General features: G+C 67.8%; 19 protein-coding genes. 1 reads left to right on the top strand and 18 read right to left on the bottom strand.

Features of this window, described 5'->3' with window-relative positions; all coding sequences use genetic code 11:
- Positions 1-106: 106 nt before the first annotated feature.
- From AC1U2B_RS03330 to AC1U2B_RS03260, 15 genes are all read right to left on the bottom strand, one after another.
- Positions 107-865, bottom strand: coding sequence for a hypothetical protein (locus tag AC1U2B_RS03330; RefSeq protein WP_480215639.1), 759 nt, complete (start codon positions 863-865; stop codon positions 107-109).
- Between the two features lie 121 nt (positions 866-986).
- Positions 987-3272 (bottom strand): RelA/SpoT family protein, encoded by a 2286-nt coding sequence (locus tag AC1U2B_RS03325; RefSeq protein WP_234711458.1) that lies wholly within the window; start codon positions 3270-3272, stop codon positions 987-989.
- A gap of 98 nt (positions 3273-3370) precedes the next feature.
- A complete protein-coding gene (locus AC1U2B_RS03320) occupies positions 3371-3895 on the bottom strand; it encodes an adenine phosphoribosyltransferase (RefSeq protein ID WP_043399167.1) in 525 nt (174 codons plus the stop codon).
- A complete protein-coding gene (locus tag AC1U2B_RS03315) occupies positions 3892-5532 on the bottom strand; it encodes an ABC transporter substrate-binding protein (protein WP_480215638.1) in 1641 nt (546 codons plus the stop codon). The genes AC1U2B_RS03320 and AC1U2B_RS03315 overlap by 4 nt, the downstream gene beginning before the upstream one ends.
- A gap of 6 nt (positions 5533-5538) precedes the next feature.
- Positions 5539-6792, bottom strand: a complete 1254-nt coding sequence (gene secF / locus AC1U2B_RS03310) for a protein translocase subunit SecF (protein WP_260939236.1) — start codon at positions 6790-6792, stop codon at positions 5539-5541.
- A 7-nt stretch (positions 6793-6799) separates the two neighbouring features.
- On the bottom strand, positions 6800-8707 hold the full coding sequence (secD, locus tag AC1U2B_RS03305; protein WP_480215637.1) for a protein translocase subunit SecD: 1908 nt from the start codon (positions 8705-8707) through the stop codon (positions 6800-6802).
- Positions 8708-8773: 66 nt separating this feature from the next.
- Entirely contained in the window at positions 8774-9106 is a 333-nt protein-coding gene (yajC, locus tag AC1U2B_RS03300) for a preprotein translocase subunit YajC (RefSeq protein ID WP_480215636.1), read from the bottom strand.
- 150 nt (positions 9107-9256) lie between these two features.
- On the bottom strand, positions 9257-10012 hold the full coding sequence (locus AC1U2B_RS03295) for a lytic transglycosylase domain-containing protein (protein WP_480215753.1): 756 nt from the start codon (positions 10010-10012) through the stop codon (positions 9257-9259).
- A gap of 32 nt (positions 10013-10044) precedes the next feature.
- On the bottom strand, positions 10045-10431 hold the full coding sequence (locus tag AC1U2B_RS03290; protein ID WP_260939240.1) for a DUF1304 domain-containing protein: 387 nt from the start codon (positions 10429-10431) through the stop codon (positions 10045-10047).
- 5 nt (positions 10432-10436) lie between these two features.
- Positions 10437-11495, bottom strand: coding sequence for a Holliday junction branch migration DNA helicase RuvB (ruvB, locus tag AC1U2B_RS03285; protein WP_043399180.1), 1059 nt, complete (start codon positions 11493-11495; stop codon positions 10437-10439).
- The gene (gene ruvA, locus AC1U2B_RS03280) at positions 11492-12079 is read right to left on the bottom strand and encodes a Holliday junction branch migration protein RuvA (protein ID WP_480215635.1); all 588 of its coding nucleotides are present in this window, start codon (positions 12077-12079) and stop codon (positions 11492-11494) included. Before ruvA ends, ruvB begins: the two co-directional genes overlap by 4 nt.
- The gene (gene ruvC, locus AC1U2B_RS03275) at positions 12076-12633 is read right to left on the bottom strand and encodes a crossover junction endodeoxyribonuclease RuvC (protein ID WP_043399186.1); all 558 of its coding nucleotides are present in this window, start codon (positions 12631-12633) and stop codon (positions 12076-12078) included. The genes ruvA and ruvC overlap by 4 nt, the downstream gene beginning before the upstream one ends.
- A gap of 77 nt (positions 12634-12710) precedes the next feature.
- A complete protein-coding gene (locus AC1U2B_RS03270) occupies positions 12711-13028 on the bottom strand; it encodes a hypothetical protein (RefSeq protein ID WP_480215634.1) in 318 nt (105 codons plus the stop codon).
- Positions 13029-13039: 11 nt separating this feature from the next.
- Complete coding sequence (locus AC1U2B_RS03265) at positions 13040-13795, bottom strand: YebC/PmpR family DNA-binding transcriptional regulator (protein WP_043399196.1); 756 nt, start codon at positions 13793-13795, stop codon at positions 13040-13042.
- Positions 13796-13890: 95 nt separating this feature from the next.
- Positions 13891-15834: an ArnT family glycosyltransferase gene (locus tag AC1U2B_RS03260; protein WP_480215633.1), complete on the bottom strand. Its 1944-nt coding sequence runs from the start codon at positions 15832-15834 to the stop codon at positions 13891-13893.
- A gap of 149 nt (positions 15835-15983) precedes the next feature.
- Here AC1U2B_RS03260 and AC1U2B_RS03255 point away from each other — a divergent pair, with 149 nt between their 5' ends.
- On the top strand, positions 15984-17189 hold the full coding sequence (locus AC1U2B_RS03255; protein ID WP_480215632.1) for an esterase/lipase family protein: 1206 nt from the start codon (positions 15984-15986) through the stop codon (positions 17187-17189).
- Between the two features lie 51 nt (positions 17190-17240).
- Here the strand turns inward: AC1U2B_RS03255 and pdxT are convergent, their stop codons facing one another.
- The 3 genes from pdxT to pdxS are packed head-to-tail and all read right to left on the bottom strand — an operon-like array spanning position 17241 to position 19579.
- Positions 17241-17822, bottom strand: a complete 582-nt coding sequence (gene pdxT / locus AC1U2B_RS03250; RefSeq protein ID WP_480215631.1) for a pyridoxal 5'-phosphate synthase glutaminase subunit PdxT — start codon at positions 17820-17822, stop codon at positions 17241-17243.
- Positions 17819-18664 carry an acyl-CoA thioesterase II gene (gene tesB, locus AC1U2B_RS03245; RefSeq protein WP_480215630.1) on the bottom strand — a complete coding sequence of 282 codons (846 nt, stop codon included), beginning with the start codon at positions 18662-18664 and terminating at the stop codon, positions 17819-17821. Before tesB ends, pdxT begins: the two co-directional genes overlap by 4 nt.
- 9 nt (positions 18665-18673) lie before the next feature.
- Complete coding sequence (pdxS, locus tag AC1U2B_RS03240; protein ID WP_260939250.1) at positions 18674-19579, bottom strand: pyridoxal 5'-phosphate synthase lyase subunit PdxS; 906 nt, start codon at positions 19577-19579, stop codon at positions 18674-18676.
- Between the last annotated feature and the right edge of the window lie 3 nt (positions 19580-19582).

Genomic DNA, 19582 nt, shown 5'->3' with positions numbered 1-19582 from the left:
GGCCAGCCACCCGGCTGTTGCGGCGGGGGCGCACCCCACGTCGGCGGTTGCGTCACAGATCGCCCTCCCTCAGAAACTCACAACGCAAAACAGTCAAGACCGAAAATTACACATCAACTGCAGGATTTGCGGCGTGCCGCCCCGACCGGGGCGCAGGTGCGGACGGCGGCACCGGTGCGGTGGGGCCGCTGGTCGGTCCGGCCGCGGCGTGCTTCTTGTCGGCCTCGCGGTCCTTCTTTTCCTCGGCCTTCTCGTCCTGCTTGTCCTCGCGGGCCTTTTCCTCGCCCGGTTTGCGGTCCTCCGGCTTGGCCTGCGGACCACCGGCCCCACCCGCTCCTGTTGCACCAGCGCCACCCTCGCCCGGCTTGCCGCCATCCTTGCCGGCCTGGCCAGCCAGCTGTTGGACCTGCTGCCCGATCTGCTGGGCGGCCTGCATCGCGGTCTGCGGCACCGAACCCAGCGCCTGCATCGCCTGCGCGGGGGCCTGGAAGGCCTGCATCGCCATGCCCATCATCTGGCCGAACTGGCCCATGCCGCCGTCAGCGCCGCCGCCCGATTTGCCTGCGCCGGAAGCCGGATTCAGATTCCCGTCGGCCTTTTGGATCGCCTGCGCGCCGGCGTCGTCCCCGCTCTGGTATGCACCCCGAGCAGACGAGACCTTGCCCGCAAACGCGTGATCGTTGGCCGTCGCCGCCGCGACCTTCTCATTCGCACCGTCGACCAATCCCGGCAGGTAGGAGGAAAGCATCAGGCTGACTGGATCGGCCTTAGCGGGGATGTTCGCCCCCTCCGCGGGCGGCACCGAAGCCGCCGACCACGACATGGTCTCAAGATCGACCTTCAATTCACCGCTCAACGCGTCCACCCCCACTTCTGGACAGTCCCGCATCTGAGATTACCCGCACCGCAGACCGCAGTCCTGCACCAATCTTGCGCAGCGCCGAGTACGGGTTTGCTCAAATCGCGAGCAACAGCGAAAAAGCCCGCTACGCGGCCGAAGTCACGCGGTAGACGTCGTACACGCCCTCGACGTTACGCACCACGTTCAGCACGTGACCGAGGTGCTTCGGATCGCCCATTTCAAAAGTGAAGCGGCTGATCGCAACTCGATCGTTGGAGGTGGTCACAGACGCCGACAGGATATTGACCTTCTCGTCGGCCAGCACCCGCGTGACGTCGGACAACAAGCGGTGGCGGTCCAACGCCTCGACCTGGATGGCTACCAGGAACACCGACGACGGCGACGGTGCCCACTTCACGTCGATGATGCGCTCGGCCTGCTCCTGCAGCGACGTGGCGTTGGTGCAGTCGGTCCGGTGCACGCTGACGCCACCGCCACGGGTCACGAAGCCCATGATGTTGTCGCCGGGCACCGGCGTGCAGCACTTCGCAAGTTTGCACAGCACGCCGGGCGCGCCCGGAACTGCCACGCCCACATCGTCATTCGTGCGGCGCCGCACCGGCATGGTGGCCGGCGTCGACCGTTCGGCGATCTCGTCGGCGGCTTCGTCGTCACCACCGAGCGTGGCCACCAGCCTCTGCACAACGTGCCGGGCCGAGACGTGTCCTTCACCGACTGCGGTGTACAGCGCCGAGACATCTGCGTAGCGCAGCTCGCGGGCCAGTGTGGCCATCAGTTCGGCGTTCATCAACCGCTGCAACGGCATTCCGCTGCGGCGCACTTCACGGGCAATGGCGTCTTTGCCGGTCTCCAGCGCCTCTTCGCGACGTTCCTTGGCGAACCACTGCCGGATCTTGGCCTTCGCCCGCGGTGACACCACGAACGTCTGCCAGTCCCGCGACGGGCCGGCGTTCTGCGCCTTGGAGGTGAAAACCTCGACCACTTCGCCGTTTTCGAGCTTGCGTTCGAGCGCCACCAGGCGCCCGTTGACCCGGGCGCCGATGCAGCGGTGCCCGACCTCGGTGTGCACCGCGTAGGCGAAGTCGACGGGCGTGGAACCAGCCGGCAGCGTGATCACGTCACCCTTGGGGGTGAACACGAAAATCTCTTGCACGGCAAGGTCGTAACGCAGCGACTCCAGGAACTCGCCCGGGTCCGCTGCTTCTCGCTGCCAGTCGAGCAGCTGGCGCATCCACGCCATGTCGTCGATTTCGGTGGCATGGCCACCCGCCGGTAACCCGTTGCGGCCCTTGGCTTCCTTGTACCGCCAGTGCGCCGCGATGCCGTACTCCGCGGTGCGGTGCATGTCGGTGGTGCGGATCTGCACCTCCAGCGGCTTGCCCTCCGGGCCGACGACCGTCGTGTGCAACGACTGATAGACGCCGAACCGCGGCTGCGCGATGTAGTCCTTGAACCGCCCTGCCATCGGCTGCCACAGCGAATGCACGACACCGACCGCGGCGTAACAGTCCCGGATCTCGTCGCAGAGGATGCGCACACCGACCAGGTCGTGGATGTCGTCGAAGTCGCGGCCCTTGACGATCATCTTCTGGTAGATGGACCAGTAGTGCTTGGGCCGGCCCTCGACCGTCGCGTTGATCTTCATCGACAGCAGCGAATTGGCGATCTCGGCGCGCACTTTGGCCAGATAGGTGTCACGCGACGGCGCCCGGTCGGCGACGAGCCGCACGATCTCCTCGTAGCGCTTGGGGTGCAGGATCGCGAAGGACAGATCCTCCAGCTCCCACTTGACGGTCGCCATACCGAGCCGATGAGCAAGCGGCGCAATGACTTCCAGCGTCTCGCGGGCCTTGCGGGCCTGCTTCTCCGGCGGCAGGAACCGCATGGTCCGCATGTTGTGCAGCCGGTCGGCGACCTTGATCACCAGCACGCGCGGATCGCGGGCCATGGCGATGATCATCTTGCGGATGGTCTCGGCCTCGGCCGCCGAACCGAGCACCACCTTGTCCAGCTTGGTGACGCCGTCGACCAGGTGACCGACCTCGGTGCCGAACTCGGCGGTCAGCGCCTCCAGGGTATATCCGGTGTCCTCGACGGTGTCGTGCAGCAACGCGGCGACCAGCGTCGTGGTGTCCATGCCGAGTTCGGCCAGGATGTTGGCCACGGCCAGCGGATGGGTGATGTACGGGTCGCCGGACTTGCGCAGCTGCGGCGCGTGCCGCTCCTCGGCAATCTCGTAGGCACGCTGCAGGATCGCCAGGTCGGCCTTCGGGTAGAACTCCCGATGCACCGCGACCAACGGCTCGAGGACCGGGTTGACCAGGCTGCGCTGAGCGGTCATCCGGCGGGCGAGCCGGGCGCGGACGCGGCGAGATGCACTGACCGTGCCCTTGGCCGTTTCCAGTGACATCCCCGGCGTCGACTCGGGCGGCGCCGATTGAACCTGCGTCACCTTGTCGTCAGCCAACGCCGCACACCTCCTACACCTGGTTTGTCGAGAATAGCCCCTCAGACTACGTACAGGCTGGTGACCGGCAGCGGTTCCAATACAGCACGTCCACCCAAGCCATTCAGCTCCAGCACGACCGCCGCGGCGGTCACCGTCGCACCTGCCGCCTGGAGCAGACGGACCGTCGCAGCAACCGTGCCACCGGTGGCGAGCACGTCGTCTATGACGACAACGCGCCGGCCGGTCAGATCGATCCCGTCGGCGGGAATCTCCAGCGTGGCGGTGCCGTACTCCAGCGCATAGGCCTGGCTGTGCACCGGCGGCGGCAACTTCCCGCCCTTGCGGACCGCAAGGACACCGGTACCCAACCGCGTCGCGACCGCCGCGCCCAGCAGGAAGCCGCGGGCGTCGATACCGGCGACCAGGTCCACGCCGTCGGCCACCTCGGCCAGCGCTGCCGTCACGGCCGCCAGTCCGCGACCGTCGGCCAGCAGCGGCGTCAGATCCTTGAACTGGATACCGGGCTCCGGGAAATCCGGCACCTCACGGACCAGTTCGGCGAAGAGGGTATTCAGGTCACTCATTTGCTCCCCCAACGGTCCATGTTCCAGCCGGCACCCCACCGCGTGGGGTTGGCGCGCACCAACGTCATGTCGTTCGTCACCAGCAGGGTCCGCTGCTGGCGGTACAGCGGCAGGGTCGGCACGTCGCCCCACAGCACCGTCGCCCCTTCGCCGAGCAGGCGCGCCTGCTCCTTGGGATCGGTGGTGATCGCCAGGGCGGCGATGACGCCGTCGACCCGCTCGTTGGCATATCCCGACAGGTTGTTGCCGTTGCCGCTGTGCAAGGCGTACGAATCCACCACCGACGAACCACTGGACCCGCTACCCGCGGCTCCCCCGCCACCGGACAGCAGCACGTCAATGTCGTTGGCGCGCAGGCTTTGTGCGCCCATCGTCGGCGACGCCACCTCCTGCACCGTGATGCCGGCAGCGCCGCACGACTTGGTGATCGCGGCGACCACCGACGCCAGCCGGGCATCCGGGCCGCGATAGCCCATCCGCACCGTCAGCGGCTGGCCGTTGACGGCAGTGCGCGCGCCGTCCACGTCGGCGGCGGCGAATTGTCCACTCGCATCCACGTTTTCGGCCACCGCGAGGGAATCGTCAGACGCGGTGTTCAGCCGGGCGTTGCTGACCGGCACCCCGACCGCGGCGGCGATGGCGTCCCGCGGCGTGCAGAGCGCGACGGCGCGGCGTGCACCGGGATCGGCCAGCACGCCCTGCGCCGCGAAGATCAACTGCTGGATGTCATCGGAGGCACTGTCCTTGCGGGTGTAACTCGCCGGCACATCGTCCTTGCCGATCACGCCGGCGGCGACGTCGACGATCTCGGCCTTGCCCGACTTGATCCGGCTCGCCAGGTCGGCGCCGCGCGGTGACACCGTGATCTTGCCGATCACGGGCTTGGCGCCCCACCATTTGTCGTTGGCCGCCAAGGTGATCGAGCCGTCCTTGGCCACCGACGCCAGCTTGTACGGGCCGGCCGACGGGAACCGTTTGAGGTCCGCATCGGGTTTCAGATCCCAGGTGGTGTTCCATGCCTCGGCGATCTTGTCGATGGTCGGTCCGTCGCCCGTTTGCAGCGCCTTCGCCACTCCGCCGTCGCCGAGGCCCAATGCGTCGTCCAGCACGTGCGCCGGCAGCATCGACGTCGCTGCGAACAACTGCCCGTAGTCCGTGACCGCGCGGTCACGGACGAAGACGGCGCGAGCCCGCTTCTGGCCCGGGGTGCAGTCGACGGCGGCGAGATCGGCGTATCCAGCACGGCTGGCCGCGTCGAACGCCGGGAACTGCCCCGACTGCGCGGCCCAGGCCAGCACCATGTCGTCGCAGGTGACGGGCTTGCCGTCGGAGTACACGGCACTGTCGTTGATCTTGTAGTCGAGGGTCAGCGGGGCGCGGCCGACGACAGAGACGGTGCCGAAGTCACGGTCGGCGACCACCTGCCCGTCGGGCCCGCGAAAGTTGAAGCCTGTCTGCACCCGCGAAAAGGCCTGCGGCGCACCGGATGCCGCGCCGACGACCGACGCGGTGTTGTAGGTGGGCAGAGCGCCGTCGACGATGTAGTCGACGGCGTCAGCCGAACTGTCACAACCGGTTAGGCCGAAACCGGCCACCAACATCACCGCACCGGCCAATGCGCGGAACCGCACAGGCATGGTGGGCTAGCCCCGGCTGTTTCGCTTACCCGACGGCTTACCGGTAGGCCGCAAGGGCTTGGCCCCCGGCGCCGGCTTGGCCGGTGCGTCCACCACACCGACCGTCACCTCGTCGCCACCGGAAGTGCCGCGCTCGGTCGACGACTTGCGGCGGTTGAGCACGCGGCGGGTGTGGTTCTTGACCAGGTCGGTGCGCTCGCGCATCGACACCAGCAGCGGAGTCGCGAAGAAGATCGACGAGTAGGTGCCGACGATGACACCGACCAGCTGAACGAGCGCCAGGTCCTTGAGCGTGCCCACGCCCAGCAGCCACACCGCGACCACCATCAGCGAGATGATCGGCAGCGCCGAGATGAGGCTGGTGTTGATGGACCGCATGAAGGTCTGGTTGACCGCCAGGTTGGCCTGCTCGGCGAAGGTCCGTCGAGTGGTGTGCTCGAAGCCGTGGGTGTTCTCCTCGACCTTGTCGAACACGATGACGGTGTCGTACAGCGAGAAGCCCAGAATCGTCAACAGGCCGATCACCGTGGCCGGCGTGACCTCGAACCCGACGAGCGAGTACACACCCGCCGTACTGACCAGGTCGAACGCCAGTGAGGCCAATGCCGCCAACGCCATGTACCGCTCATAGCGAATGGTGATGTAGATGGCGACGATGACGACGAACACCACCAGCGCGATCAACGCCTTCTTGGTGATCTGATCACCCCAGGTCGACGAGACCGCGGAGTCGCTGATCACGTTCTTGGAGGCCTTGCCGTCCTCGCCCTTCGGCTGGAACGCATCGAACAGCGCGTTGCGCAGCTTCTCGGTGTCCGCGGTCGACAGCGTCGAGGTGCGGATCTGCAGGGTGGCCGAGTCGCCGTTACCGACCCGCACGACCGACTCCGGCGCGTGGCCGAGGGTCTTGCTGAAGACGTCCTCGACGCCCTGCGGGGTGGCAGTGGCACTGACACCCGCGACGGGCATGGCGACCTTGGTACCGCCCTCGAAGTCGATACCGAAGTTGAATCCACGGATACCGATGCTGGCGATCGCGATGAGCATGATCAGCGCGCTGATCGCGTACCACATGCGGCGCTTGCCGATCACCTCGAAGGCGCCGGTACCGGTGTAGAGCCGGACGAAGAAGCTGTGGTGCGGCAGGTTGCCGTCCGGCTCCGAGGCAGTGGTTTCCGCGACCTCGGTGGCCGAATCCTCTTCGGCCGCAGCCGATTCGGTCAGCTCCAACTCGGTGTCATCTGCTGAATGCTTCGACATATCGGTGTTACCCCCGTCCCGTCAGGCTGGCCGCTCGCCGTTCGCGCGCAATCTGCTGCACGGCGCCGAGGCCGTTGTACGAAGGCTTGGCCAGGGTGGCCGACTTTGATGCCAGGAAGACCAGCGGCCAGGTCACCAGGAACACCACCACGACGTCGAGGATCGTGGTCAGGCCCAAGGTGAACGCGAAGCCCTTCACCTGGCCGACGGCCAGGACGTACAGCACCAGGGCGGCCAGGAAGGTCACCGCGTTGCCGGACAGAATCGTCTTGCGGGCCCGGGCCCAACCGCGCGGCACCGCCGAGCGGAAGCTGCGGCCTTCCCGGATCTCGTCCTTGATGCGTTCGAAGAACACCACGAACGAGTCGGCGGTCGTACCGATACCGATGATCAGACCGGCGATACCGGCCAGGTCCAGCGTGTAGTTGATGTACCTGCCCAGGAGCACCAGGATCGCGAACACCATGGCGCCCGACGCGACCAGCGACAGCGCGGTCAGGACTCCGAGGACCCGGTAGTAGGCCAGCGAGTACAGCAGCACCAGACCGAGGCCGATCAGACCGGCCCAGAGCCCGGCGCGCAACGACGTCAGACCCAGGGTGGCCGACACCGTCTCAGCCTCGGACGACTCGAACGACAGCGGCAGCGAGCCGTACTTCAGCACGTTGGCCAGGTCCTTCGCCGTGGTGGCGTTGAAGTGGCCGGTGATCTGCGTGCGTCCACCCGGGATCGCTTCCTGGATGGCCGGGGCGCTGACCACCTGGGAGTCGAGAACGAAGGCGGTCTGGGTGCCGATGTTGGCGGCGGTGAAGGTGGCCCAGACGTCGGCGGCCTTCTCCTTGAACGTGACGTCGACGACGTACTCGCCCTGCTGCTGATTCAGGCCCGACGACGCGTCCTTGATCTCGTCGCCGCTGATGATCGACTTGTCCAGCAGGTAGACCTCTTTGTGGTCCTTGGAGCAGGTCACGAGCGGCAGGTTCGGGTCGTCGTTGCCGGCCAGCACGTCCTGCTGGTCGCAACGGGTGGCCTGGAACTGCAGCGCGAGCAGCTGGATCTGCGGCTGCGTGCTCTGACGCAGGGCCTTCTCATCGGCGATGCGCTGAGCCAACTCGGCCTTGGGGCCGTGCGCATCGGGCGCGCCCGGTGCCGGAGCACCAGGGGCGGGGGCACCCGGAGCCGGAGCACCAGGAGCGGGTGCGGCCGGAGCGCCAGGCGCGGGCGCGCCGGGTTCTGCGGGCGCGGGCGCCGGAGCAGTCGGGCTGTCCGACGGTGCCGGGGTCGGCTCCTCGGGGAACGGCCGCGGCTGCGGGGCCGGCGCGGGCGCCGGAGCGGTGGATGCCGGGTGCGCGGGCACGCCCGGCGTCGGCTGGGTGACCGGGGCCTCGGGCTCGGCCGGGGCGATCAGCGGCGGCATACCGCCGCCGCCGGGACCACCGGGCATCGGCAGGATGCCCGGAGGCAGACCAGGAGCTCCGGGAGCGCCAGGTGCGCCGGGAGCCGGCGCGGCGGGCTTCGCGGGCTGCGCGCCCTGAGCCGGGATGACGTGCACGACGGGCCGGATGTACAGCCGCGCGGTCTGGCCCAGGTTGCGGGCCTCGCTGCCGTCCTGGCCGGGCACGGTGATGATCAGGTTCGAACCGTCGATCACGACCTCAGAGCCGGAGACACCGAGACCGTTCACCCGGGAGCCGATGATCTCCTGGGCCTGGATCAGCGCCTCGCGGGTGGGTGTCGAGCCGTCAGGGGTACGTGCTGTCAGGGTGACCCGGGTACCGCCCTGCAGGTCGATGCCCAGCTTGGGCTTGGCCTGCTTGTCGCCGGTGAGAAACACCAGTAGGTAGGCACCGACGAGCAGCGCCAGGAAGAACGACAAATAGCGGTATGGGTGCACCGGCGCCGAAGACGATGCCACGGTTCTAGGGTCTCCTTGAGATCGGTACGGTCAGCCCCGCAAAGGGTACGTGCTGGTGCGGGAATGTCAGCCTTCGGTCTTCGGCGCGCCCTCTTCGGCCGACGCCGCAGTCAATTCTTCGGAGTCCTCAGCCGAGTCCTCAGTGGCCTCGATGCGGTCGCGCACGGCCAGCTTCATCCAGGTGGTGACGACGCCGGGGGCGATCTCCAGATCCACGTTGTCGTCGTCGATCCGGGCGATGGTGCCCAGCAGACCGGAGGTGGTGTGCACGCGGTCGCCGACATTCAGCGAGTTGTGCAGGTCGATGGTGGCCTGCATCTGCTTCCGCTGACGCCGCGATGCGAAGAACATGAACGCACCCATGACCAGGAGCAGCGGCAGAAAGACAACCAAATCCATGACAGCGAAAATCTTTCGTTCTGTTGAGTCTGTGAACAGGCAGGCGAGCCGGACCAGCCGATCGCCGTGCCGCGGTACTGACCAGTGTGCCATCACGGACGTCAGTGCCCGCAACCGGCGCAATCGCTGACCCGCCGAAACGGCAGGCGCCTAGCGCGTGGCGGGGTATCCGACGGGCAGCAGCACGTCGCCCGACGTGGTGCGGAAGTAGACCTGCCATTGGTAGTAGCCGGCGAACGCGGCGGGATCGGCGGCCAGCACCGCCGCGTAATCGTTGACCGCGCGGACATAGGCGCCGGAATGGTTGTAGTGGTGCACGGCGCGGTCGTGGTCGGCGGCGAAACCGTTGGCGGCCAGGTAGCGACCGGCCGCCAGGATCGAATCACGGGGTGCGCGGATGTCGCCGGAGCCGTACGCGGCGAACGTCGACGGCAGGAACTGCATGGGGCCCTGCGCCCCGGCCGTACTGTCGCCGTTGATCCGGCCGAACCGCGACTCGATCAGGTTGATCGCCGCGAGGTAGGTCCAGTCGACCCCGGAGGCCGCCTCGGCGTCGCGGTAGTAGCCGAGCAGTTCGTCGGCGGGCGCCGGCGGCTGAATGGTCCACGGCGGGATGGCGTCGCGCGGCGGTGTCATGCCGAACAGCTGGCGGCCGGCGTCGACGTTGCGGTCGTAGGCCGCGGCCAGCGTCGGCGGGATGCGCGGGGCGATGACCGCATCCCACTCCGGATGCCGGGCGATCTCGCGGTACGCCGTCTGTTGCCGGTGCGCAGCGGCGATCAGTGCGGGTTCCGGCGTCGCCGGATCGCGCACGGCCTGTTCGTCGGCGACCAGGCCGTCGGCGAGTTGCACCGGGTCAGGACCGGGATCCGCGGCAGACGTGCCGCCACCGGTGAACGCCAGCACGACGGCAACAACGACGGTCGCGCAGCGGTGGATCACCCCAGGGATCCGATCAGCAACGCCGCGATGCCGAGCACCGGCAAGGTGCCCTGGGTGATGGCCGCCCGCGCCTTGTCCGGGGACGACAGCAGCAGCACCAGCGCCGCGGCGGCCATGGACCCGATGCCCGCGAAGATCAGCGCCAGGCCGATTCCCTTGCACCCCATGATGATTGCCGCGATCCCGACGGCGGTGACGATGGCCAGGAACAGGTTGTAGAACCCCTGGTTGAAGGCCAGCTCCTTGGTGTCCACCGCCTGCTGCTCAGTGAGGCCGAAGGTGGCCCTGGTCCGCGGTGAAGTCCAGGTGAGCGACTCCATCACGAAGATGTACACGTGCAACAGCGCGGCCAGGCCGGCAACGATCAACCCTGCAGTCAGCATGGGTCCTATTCAAACAGCCCGGACTGCCCAAATCCGTTTATCGGCGGTTGCAGGCCCAGATGCGTCCATGCCTGCGGGGTCGCCACGCGCCCCCGTGGAGTCCGCGCGATCATCCCCGCCCGCACCAGGAACGGCTCGCACACCTCCTCGACGGTGGTGGCCTCCTCCCCGACCGCGACCGCCAACGTCGAGACACCGACCGGCCCGCCCCCGAAACTCTTTGTCAGAGCGGTCAATACGGCGCGATCCAGCCGATCCAGGCCGAGCTCGTCGACGTCATACACCGCCAGCGCCGCCTTGGCGACGTCGCGGGTGATGACGCCGTCCGCGCGGACCTCGGCGTAGTCACGGACCCGGCGCAGCAGCCGGTTGGCGATACGGGGCGTGCCTCGGGACCGCCGGGCCACCTCGGCGCCGGCCTCCACACCGAGCTCGATACCGAGGATGCCGGCCGAACGGGCCAGCACGCGCTCCAGTTCGGGCGGTTCGTAGAAGTCCATGTGCGCGGTGAAACCGAACCGGTCGCGCAGCGGGCCGGTCAACGCGCCCGACCGGGTCGTCGCGCCGACCAGGGTGAACGGCGCGACCTCCAGCGGAATCGACGTCGCCCCCGGGCCCTTGCCGACCACCACGTCGACCCGGAAGTCCTCCATGGCGAGGTACAGCATCTCCTCGGCGGGCCGGGCGATGCGGTGAATCTCGTCGATGAACAGGACGTCGCCCTCGACCAGGTTGCTGAGCATGGCGGCCAGGTCACCGGCACGTTCCAGGGCGGGGCCCGAGGTGACGCGCAGCGAGGTACTCAGCTCGGCGGCGATGATCATGGCCAGCGACGTCTTGCCGAGACCGGGCGGGCCGGACAGCAGGATGTGGTCGGGTGTGCCGCCGCGGTTCTTGGCGCCTTCGAGGACCAGTTGCAGCTGTTCCCGGACCCGGGGCTGGCCGATGAACTCGCGCAGCGACTTGGGCCGCAGGCTGGCGTCGACGTCGCCTTCACCGACGGTCAGCGCGGGTGAGACGTCCCGCTCGTCGGGTTCGACGCCGTCGTCCTCGAACCGGCTCACTTCTTACCCAACATCGACAGGGCCGACCGCAACGCGGTCGCGGTGTTGGCCTCGGGATCGTTGGCCAGCACCTTGTCGGTGGCCTCTTCGGCCTGCTTGGCCGGAAAGCCAAGTCCGATAAGGGCTTCCACGACGGGACCGCGAATGGAATGCCCGCCGGCAACACCGACGCCGGCACCTGCCGTCGCGCCGATCTTGTCGCGCAGTTCCAGGACCATGCGCTCGGCGCCGCGCTTGCCGATGCCGGGCACCCGGGTCAGCGCCGTGACGTCACCATCGGCCAGGGCCTGCCGCAACGTCGGGGCGTCATAGACCGCCAACGTCGCCAGCGCGATCTTCGGACCGACGCCGGACACCCCGAGCAGGACGTTGAACAGGTCCCGGGCGTCGGAGTCGGCGAAGCCGTACAGCGTCTGGGAATCCTCGCGCACGATCATCGCGGTGATCAGTCGGGACTCGGCGCCGCGGCGCAGGGTGGACAGGGTCGACGGGGTGGCCATGATCTTGTAGCCGACGCCGGCTGCCTCGATCACCGCGTGATCGAGTGCGATGTCGATGACCTCGCCACGGACCGATGCGATCATGCGCGCGCCGCCTTCACCTTCGCTGCGTACTGCTTCTTGAATTCGGCCGCCTTGGCCTCCGCCTCGGCCATCCGGGCGATCATGGGCGCCCGCCAGCAGTGGCAGATGGCCAGAGCCAGGGCGTCGGCGGCGTCGGCCGGAGTTGGTTTCTGTTGCAGCCCAAGAATTTTGGTGACCATGGTGGTGACCTGAGCCTTGTCCGCGCGACCGTTGCCGGTGACTGCGGCCTTCACCTCACTGGGCGTGTGGAAATGCACGTCGATCCCCCGCCGCGCCGCCGCCAGCGCGATGACGCCGCCGGCCTGCGCGGTGCCCATCGCGGTGTTCGCGTTCTGGTTGGCGAACACCCGCTCGATGGCGATGACGTCGGGACGATGCGTGTCCATCCAGTGCTCGACGGTGTCGCTGATGGTCAGCAGCCGGCGGTGCAACTCGACGTCGGACGGGGTACGCACCACGTCGACATCGAGCGCGGTGACCTTGCGCCCTGTGCCTCCCTCGACCATCGAGAGGCCACAGCGCGTCAGACCGGGGTCGACGCCCATCACCCGCACGCCTACTCCTCACTAGATCCCGAACAGCTGTTCGATAGCTTAGCGGGCAGCGGCGACAGGACGCGCCAGGGACACGCTCAGATCTGGAAGTAGCCGGACCGCGAGCCCCGCTGAATCTCCTGAGCCAGCTCGGCGATGCGCGCTTCGGACGCTCCCCACCAGCGGACCAGTTCACGGTCCGCCTGGACGCCCTCGCGTTCGACGATGATCGACCAGCGTGCCCCGAACAGCTTGGCCAGCAGCCAGAACGGCCAGACCAACAGGAACGGCAACACCAGCGCGACTGCCAACCAATCCAGCAACGCGAAGTCGAGCGCGTCGAGCGCGTCCGAGTACGGCCACCAGCGCCGACGCACGCGCCACTGCGTCCCGTCGGGGTCCTTGACTACCGGCATGCCGAAGCCGACTACTCCTCGTCGAGCTGCGCGGCGACGTCGTCGGGGATGTCGACGTTGGTGTAGACGTTCTGCACGTCGTCACTGTCCTCGAGGGCGTCGACCAGTTTGAACACCTTGCGGGCGCCCTCGATGTCGACCGTGACCGACACCGACGGCTGGAAACCGGACTCGGCCGAGTCGTAGTCGATGCCGGCGTCCTGCAGTGCGGTGCGCACGGCGACCAGGTCGGTCGGCTCGCAGATCACTTCGAACGCCTCACCAAGGTCGTTGACCTCTTCGGCACCGGCGTCCAGGACGGCCATCAGCACGTCGTCCTCGGTCTGGCCGTTCTTCTCCAGGGTGATGATGCCCTTGCGGGAGAACAGGTAGGACACCGAACCGGGGTCGGCCATGTTGCCGCCGTTGCGGGTCATGGCGACGCGGACCTCACCGGCGGCGCGGTTGCGGTTGTCGCTCAGGCACTCGATCAGCACCGCGACACCGTTGGGGCCGTAGCCCTCGTACATGATGGTCTGCCAGTCGGCGCCACCGGCTTCTTCGCCGGCACCGCGCTTGCGCGCGCGCTCGATGTTGTCGTTCGGGACCGAGGTCTTCTTGGCCTTCTGGATGGCGTCGTACAGCGTCGGGTTGCCACCGGGGTCACCACCGCCGGTGCGCGCCGCGACCTCGATGTTCTTGATCAGCTTGGCGAACTCTTTACCTCGGCGCGCGTCCTTTACGGCCTTCTGGTGCTTGGTTGTCGCCCACTTGGAATGGCCGCTCATGCGTGTCCGCCCTCTTTCTGATCAAACGTCAGCTGACCAGTTTACGTGGACGGGTGACGCGCCCTGACCGGCCTGGTCGATCGCAGAATCGGAGGCTATTTCTTGACCGGTTGCGTCAGGTTGTAGACGGTGTCGGAACCGACCTTCAGCGGCGCGAAGTTGGCGCTCACCCAGTCGGCGATGTCACTGTGCGCGTCGGCACCCCAGTGCCCCTTGGCGTCGGACACGATGTAGTACGCCACTTCGTGATCGGCCACGTAGGACTGGAATTGCTGCAGCGTCGGCGCCGGGTCGCTGCCGCCGAACCCGCCGATCGCGATGACGGGCGTGCGGGTGTCGAGCTCCAGACCGGCAGCCGGCGACGACCGGTCGATCGCGGCGGACCACTTCGTCGTGGTGGCCTTGAGCAGCGCGTTCAGTTGGGGGTTGTCGTCACGCTGGCCGAAGCCGCCGTGTCCCTTGTCGTCCTTGTCCGCCGGGCCGACGGACGGGCCGCCACCGAGATGCGGCTGACCGAAGGTCGCAAGCGAGTAGGCCACCGATCCCCCGGCCGCGCCGAACATCGCGAGACCCAGCGCCAGCGTCGCGAAGCGCTTGCGGTTGTCCCCGGCACCGGCCCACACGAGTGCCGCGGCGCCGACAATGGCGGCGACCAGGAGCACCCAGCGCAATGCGGGCAACCAGTCGGCGTTACGGCCCAGGATCACGAAACCCCACACCCCGCTGGCCAAAAGGACTGTCGTCAAACCGATCCGGTGGAACAGGGAATCCCGGCGGCGCCAGAACTCGATGACGAAGATCGCGAACATCGCGGCCATCGCCGGAGCCAGCGCGAGGCAGTAGTACGGGTGCACGTTGGTCTTCATGAAGCTCAGCACCAGGCCGACGCTCACCAGCCAGCCGCCGAACAGGATGGCGCCGGCGCGGACCCGATCGGTGCGGGGCGCCCGCCCGCGAGAGATCAGCACCAGCACGGTGGCCAGTAGCGCGGCCGGCACCAGCCAGCCGATCTCGAAGCCGAACTCGCCGGTGAACAATCGCGGCAGGCCCTGGGTCTGATCGCCGAAGCCGCCGTGGTGCCCTGCCGTTTTCATCGCCTCGCCGGCGGCATGCCCGGCGTGCTCACCGGTGAGCGTGTGCACGGTCGACGGCTTGTCGGGGTCGGTCTTGCCCATGTGGTTCTTGCCGAGCACGCGACCAAAGCCGTTGTAGCCCAACACCAGATTCATGAAGCTGTTGTCGGTCGAGCCCGCCATGTACGGGCGCGACGACGCAGGCCACTGGATCGTCAGCACCACAAACCAGCCGGCGGAGACGAGCAGCGCGCCCAACGCACCCAGCAGGTGCCACAGCCGGCTGCGCAGCGCGACCGGCGCGGCGATCAGGTAGGTCAGACCGAGGGCCGGCGCCACCATCACGCCTTCGAGCATCTTGGCCAGGAACGCGAACCCGAGTGCGACACCGGCCAGCGCCATCCATTTGGCGCCCTTGTCGTTCAACGCCCGGACGGTGAAGTAGGCGGCCAGCGTCATCAGCAGCACCATGGCCGCGTCCGGATTGTTGAAGCGGAACATCATCGCGGACACCGGGGTCAGGGCGAGAACCGCGCCGGCGAGCAGGCCGGCGGCCGGACCACTGATCCGTCGTACCGCGGCGTAGAGCAGCCAGACCGAGCCGACCGCCATCAGCGCCTCGGGGATCAGCATGCTCGCGCTGCTGAAGCCGAAGATCTGGCCGGACAGGGCCATCACCCACTGCGACAGCGGCGGCTTGTCGACGGTGATGACGTTGTTCGGGTCGATGGACCCGAACAGCAGCGCCTCCCAGTTCCGCGAACCGGCCCACACCGCGGCGGCGTAGAACTGGTTGCCCATGCCGTTGACGGTGATGTTCCACAGGTAGCCGATCGCGGTGACGATCAGGAGCAGGGCCAGCGCCGAGCGCTCACCGGTCTTGGTGGCGAGACTCCAGCGACGCGGCGCCGGGGTCTGCGGCTCGTCCGTCGGGGCGTCCAGAACGGCAGCGGATGTCGTACTCACCCGACCATTAAGGCAGCTCCAGCTATGGCCGAGCTGTGAAGCCGGCGAGCCACCGCTATGACTTGGGGATAGCCCCGCACTAGATGAATCTGCTCACAATCAGCAGATTCATCGCCAGCATATCCAGTGAACACTCGTACACTCACCGCATGGACGACCCCACTGCCAGCGAAGCCGGCGCCCTCGCCGAGCTCGGCCTCAATGAGCTGGGCACCGCCGTCGATGGCATCCACAAGATCCAGCGCGCCATCTCCGAGCGGGTGTTCCGGCTGGTGGGCTTCGGCGTCGGCCCGGCCGCCAAGCCCGTGAAGATCGTCTACGACGCCATCACCGACGGCGTCTACTCCACCATCAGTCACACGATGACGACCGCCGCGCCCATCGCCGGCAAGGCAGTCCACGGACAGGCCGCCGGCAAGCTGTCAGATCACGCCGGTGGCGCCCGGGTGCTCGGCGCGCTGCAAGGGTTCATCGGCGACAAGCTCCACGAGCAGGGCTCTGTCCTGGCGACCACCATGTCGGTGCGCGTCGAGGGCCGGCCGGTGGCTCTCGAGCCCGACAGCCTGCGGGCTGCCTATCCCGCCGCGACAGGCGACATCGTGGTGTTTCTCCACGGTTTGATCGAGACCGAGGCGTTCTGGGCGCTCGGCAAGCGGCCGACGTACAGCCAGCGGCTCGGGGCCGACATCGGCATCACCGGTGTCGAAATCCGCTACAACACCGGGCTGCACATCTCTGACAACGGCCGGCTGCTCGCCGAACTGCTGGACCAACTGGTGGCCGCGTGGCCGGTCCCGGTGACGACGATCTCGCTGGTCGGCCACTCGATGGGCGGCCTGGTGATCCGGTCGGCCTGCGCGGTGCCCGACCGGTCGTGGGTGGAGCGGGTGCGCACCGTCGTCACGCTCGGCACCCCGCATACCGGCGCCCCGCTGGAGAAGGTCGCGCATTTCGGGTCGGCGGCGCTCAGCGCGCTGCCCGAGACCCGACCGTTCGGCAGCCTGTTGCGGCGGCGCAGCACCGGGATCCGCGACCTGCGGTTCGGCTCCCTCGACGAACGCGACTGGCGCGACCGGGATGCCGATGCCCTGCGCGCCGAGGCGCAAACCGACGTCCCGCTGCTCGACGGGGTCGACTACTACTGCGTGAGCGCGACCCTCGCCCGCACGCCGGCCAACCCGATCGGCTGGGTGCTCGGCGACGGACTGGTGCAGGTGCGCAGCGCGCAAGGCCGAAGCAAGAAGCGCGACATGGGATTTGCGCGCGACAACCGCCTGCACCTACCGGAGGCGAACCATTTCACCCTGCTCAACGACGAACGGATCTACGACCGGCTGCGCGTCTGGCTGGCGTGATCTGTGCACGAAAATCCGCGGTGGGCGCGGAAAATCGTGCACAAAATCGCGCTACAGGGAGTCGACGAAGAGCTTGTGGATGCGGCGGTCGCCGGTGACCTCGGGATGGAACGACGTGGCCAGCATGCGGCCCTGACGGACCGCGACGGGATGGCCGGCCGCGCGGGCCAGCACCTCGACGTCGGGGCCTACGCGCTCGACCCACGGCGCCCGGATGAACACCGCGTGCACCGGATCGTCCAGCCCGACGAAGTCGAGGTCGCCTTCGAAGGAATCGACCTGACGGCCGAAAGCGTTGCGCCGCACCGTCATATCGATCCCACGCAGCGGCAGGGCCTCGCGCCCCGGCACGCCCGCGTCGTTGATCTCGGTGGCCAGCAGGATCATTCCGGCGCAGGACCCGTAGCAGGGCATGCCCGCCGCCAGCCGGGCGCGCAACGGCTCCAGCAGTTCCAGCTCGCGCAGCAGATGACTCATCGCGGTGGATTCGCCGCCCGGAATCACCAGGGCGTCAACCGCATTCAGCTCCGTGAGGCGGCGGACCGTGGACACCTCGGCACCTGCGTCACGCAGGGCAGCCAGATGCTCTCGGGTGTCCCCCTGCAAGGCCAGGACACCGACGTGCGGGCTCACTCGGCCGGTGGGACGAAACCACGCTGGTAGCGAGTCAGCCCCTCCTGCATCACAGCGGCCACCATCTCGCCGTACTGGTTGAAAATCTTGCCCTGGGTCAGCGCACGGCCGCCGCACGCCGACGGCGACGACTGGTCGTACAGCAGCCATTCGTCGGCCCGGAACGGCCGCATGAACCACATGGCGTGGTCCAGCGAAGCGATGTTCATATGTTTGCGTGCCTCAAGATGATTCACCTGCGCCGAACCCAGCAGGGTCAGGTCGCTCATGTAGGCCAGGGCGCAGATGTGCAGGACATGGTCGTCGGGCAGCGGGTCGCGGTGCCGGAACCAGACCTGCTGCTGCGACGCCTTGCCGGGCACCCGGGCCACCTGGTCGCGCGGCACGATGCGCACGTCCCACTCGGCGAACTGGGCGAACCCGGCGTCGTCGAACGCGCCGGCGGACCGGAAGCCCTTCGACAGATCGGGCGGCGGCGGCACCGGCATGACGTCCTGATGCTCGATGCCGGACTGATCGGTCTGGAAGGACGCCGACATCGAGAAAATGGTCTCGCCGTGCTGGATGGCACTCACGCGGCGGGTACAGAACGACCCACCGTCGCGAATGCGCTCCACCATGTACACCGTCGGTGCGCGGGCGTCACCGGGACGCAGGAAGTACCCGTGCAGCGAGTGCACCTGGTACTTCGGTTCCACGGTGCGCACCGCGGACACCAACGACTGACCGGCTACGTGGCCACCGAAAGTGCGCTGCAGGAAACCCGATTCCGGGCTGAAGACACTGCCGCGATAGATGTTGACCTCGAGTTGCTCGAGGTCGAGTATCTGCTCGATTGCCACGTGTTGGTTTTACCAGCCCCGCTCGGCGAGCCGATGCGGCTCCGGCACATCCTCCACGTTGATGCCGACCATGGCCTCGCCCAGACCGCGCGACACCTTGGCCAGCGTGTCGGGGTCGTCGTAGAACGTCGTCGCCTTGACGATGGCCGCGGCGCGGGCCGCCGGGTCGCCGGACTTGAAGATGCCCGAGCCGACGAACACGCCCTCGGCGCCCAGCTGCATCATCATCGCGGCGTCGGCCGGGGTGGCGATGCCACCGGCGGTGAACATCGTCACGGGCAGCTTGCCGGCCCGCGCGACCTCGACCACCAGCTCGTACGGCGCCTGCAATTCCTTTGCGGCAACGTACAGTTCGTCCTCCGACAGCGACGACAGCCGACGGATTTCGCCGCCGATCTTGCGCATGTGCGTGGTGGCGTTCGAGACGTCACCGGTGCCGGCCTCACCCTTGGAACGGATCATGGCCGCGCCCTCGTTGATGCGGCGCAGCGCCTCACCCAGGTTGGTGGCGCCGCACACGAACGGCACGGTGAACTTCCACTTGTCGATGTGGTGGGTGTAGTCGGCCGGGGTCAGCACCTCGGACTCGTCGATGTAGTCCACCCCGAGGCTCTGCAGAATCTGCGCCTCGACGAAGTGGCCGATGCGGGCCTTCGCCATCACCGGGATGGTGACGGCGTCGATGATGCCCTCGATCATGTCCGGATCGCTCATCCGCGAGACGCCGCCCTGCGCGCGGATATCGGCGGGTACGCGCTCGAGCGCCATGACGGCTACGGCGCCTGAGCCTTCGGCGATACGTGCCTGCTCGGGTGTGACGACGTCCATGATGACGCCGCCCTTCAGCATCTCGGCCATGCCGCGCTTGACCCGGGCTGTGCCCGTCTGACCGCTGTTATCCGCTGCGGTATCCACTGC

The sequence above is a fragment of the Mycolicibacterium sp. P4_G11 genome, assembly GCF_056555145.1.
This window is presented reverse-complemented; position numbering and strand designations above follow the sequence as displayed.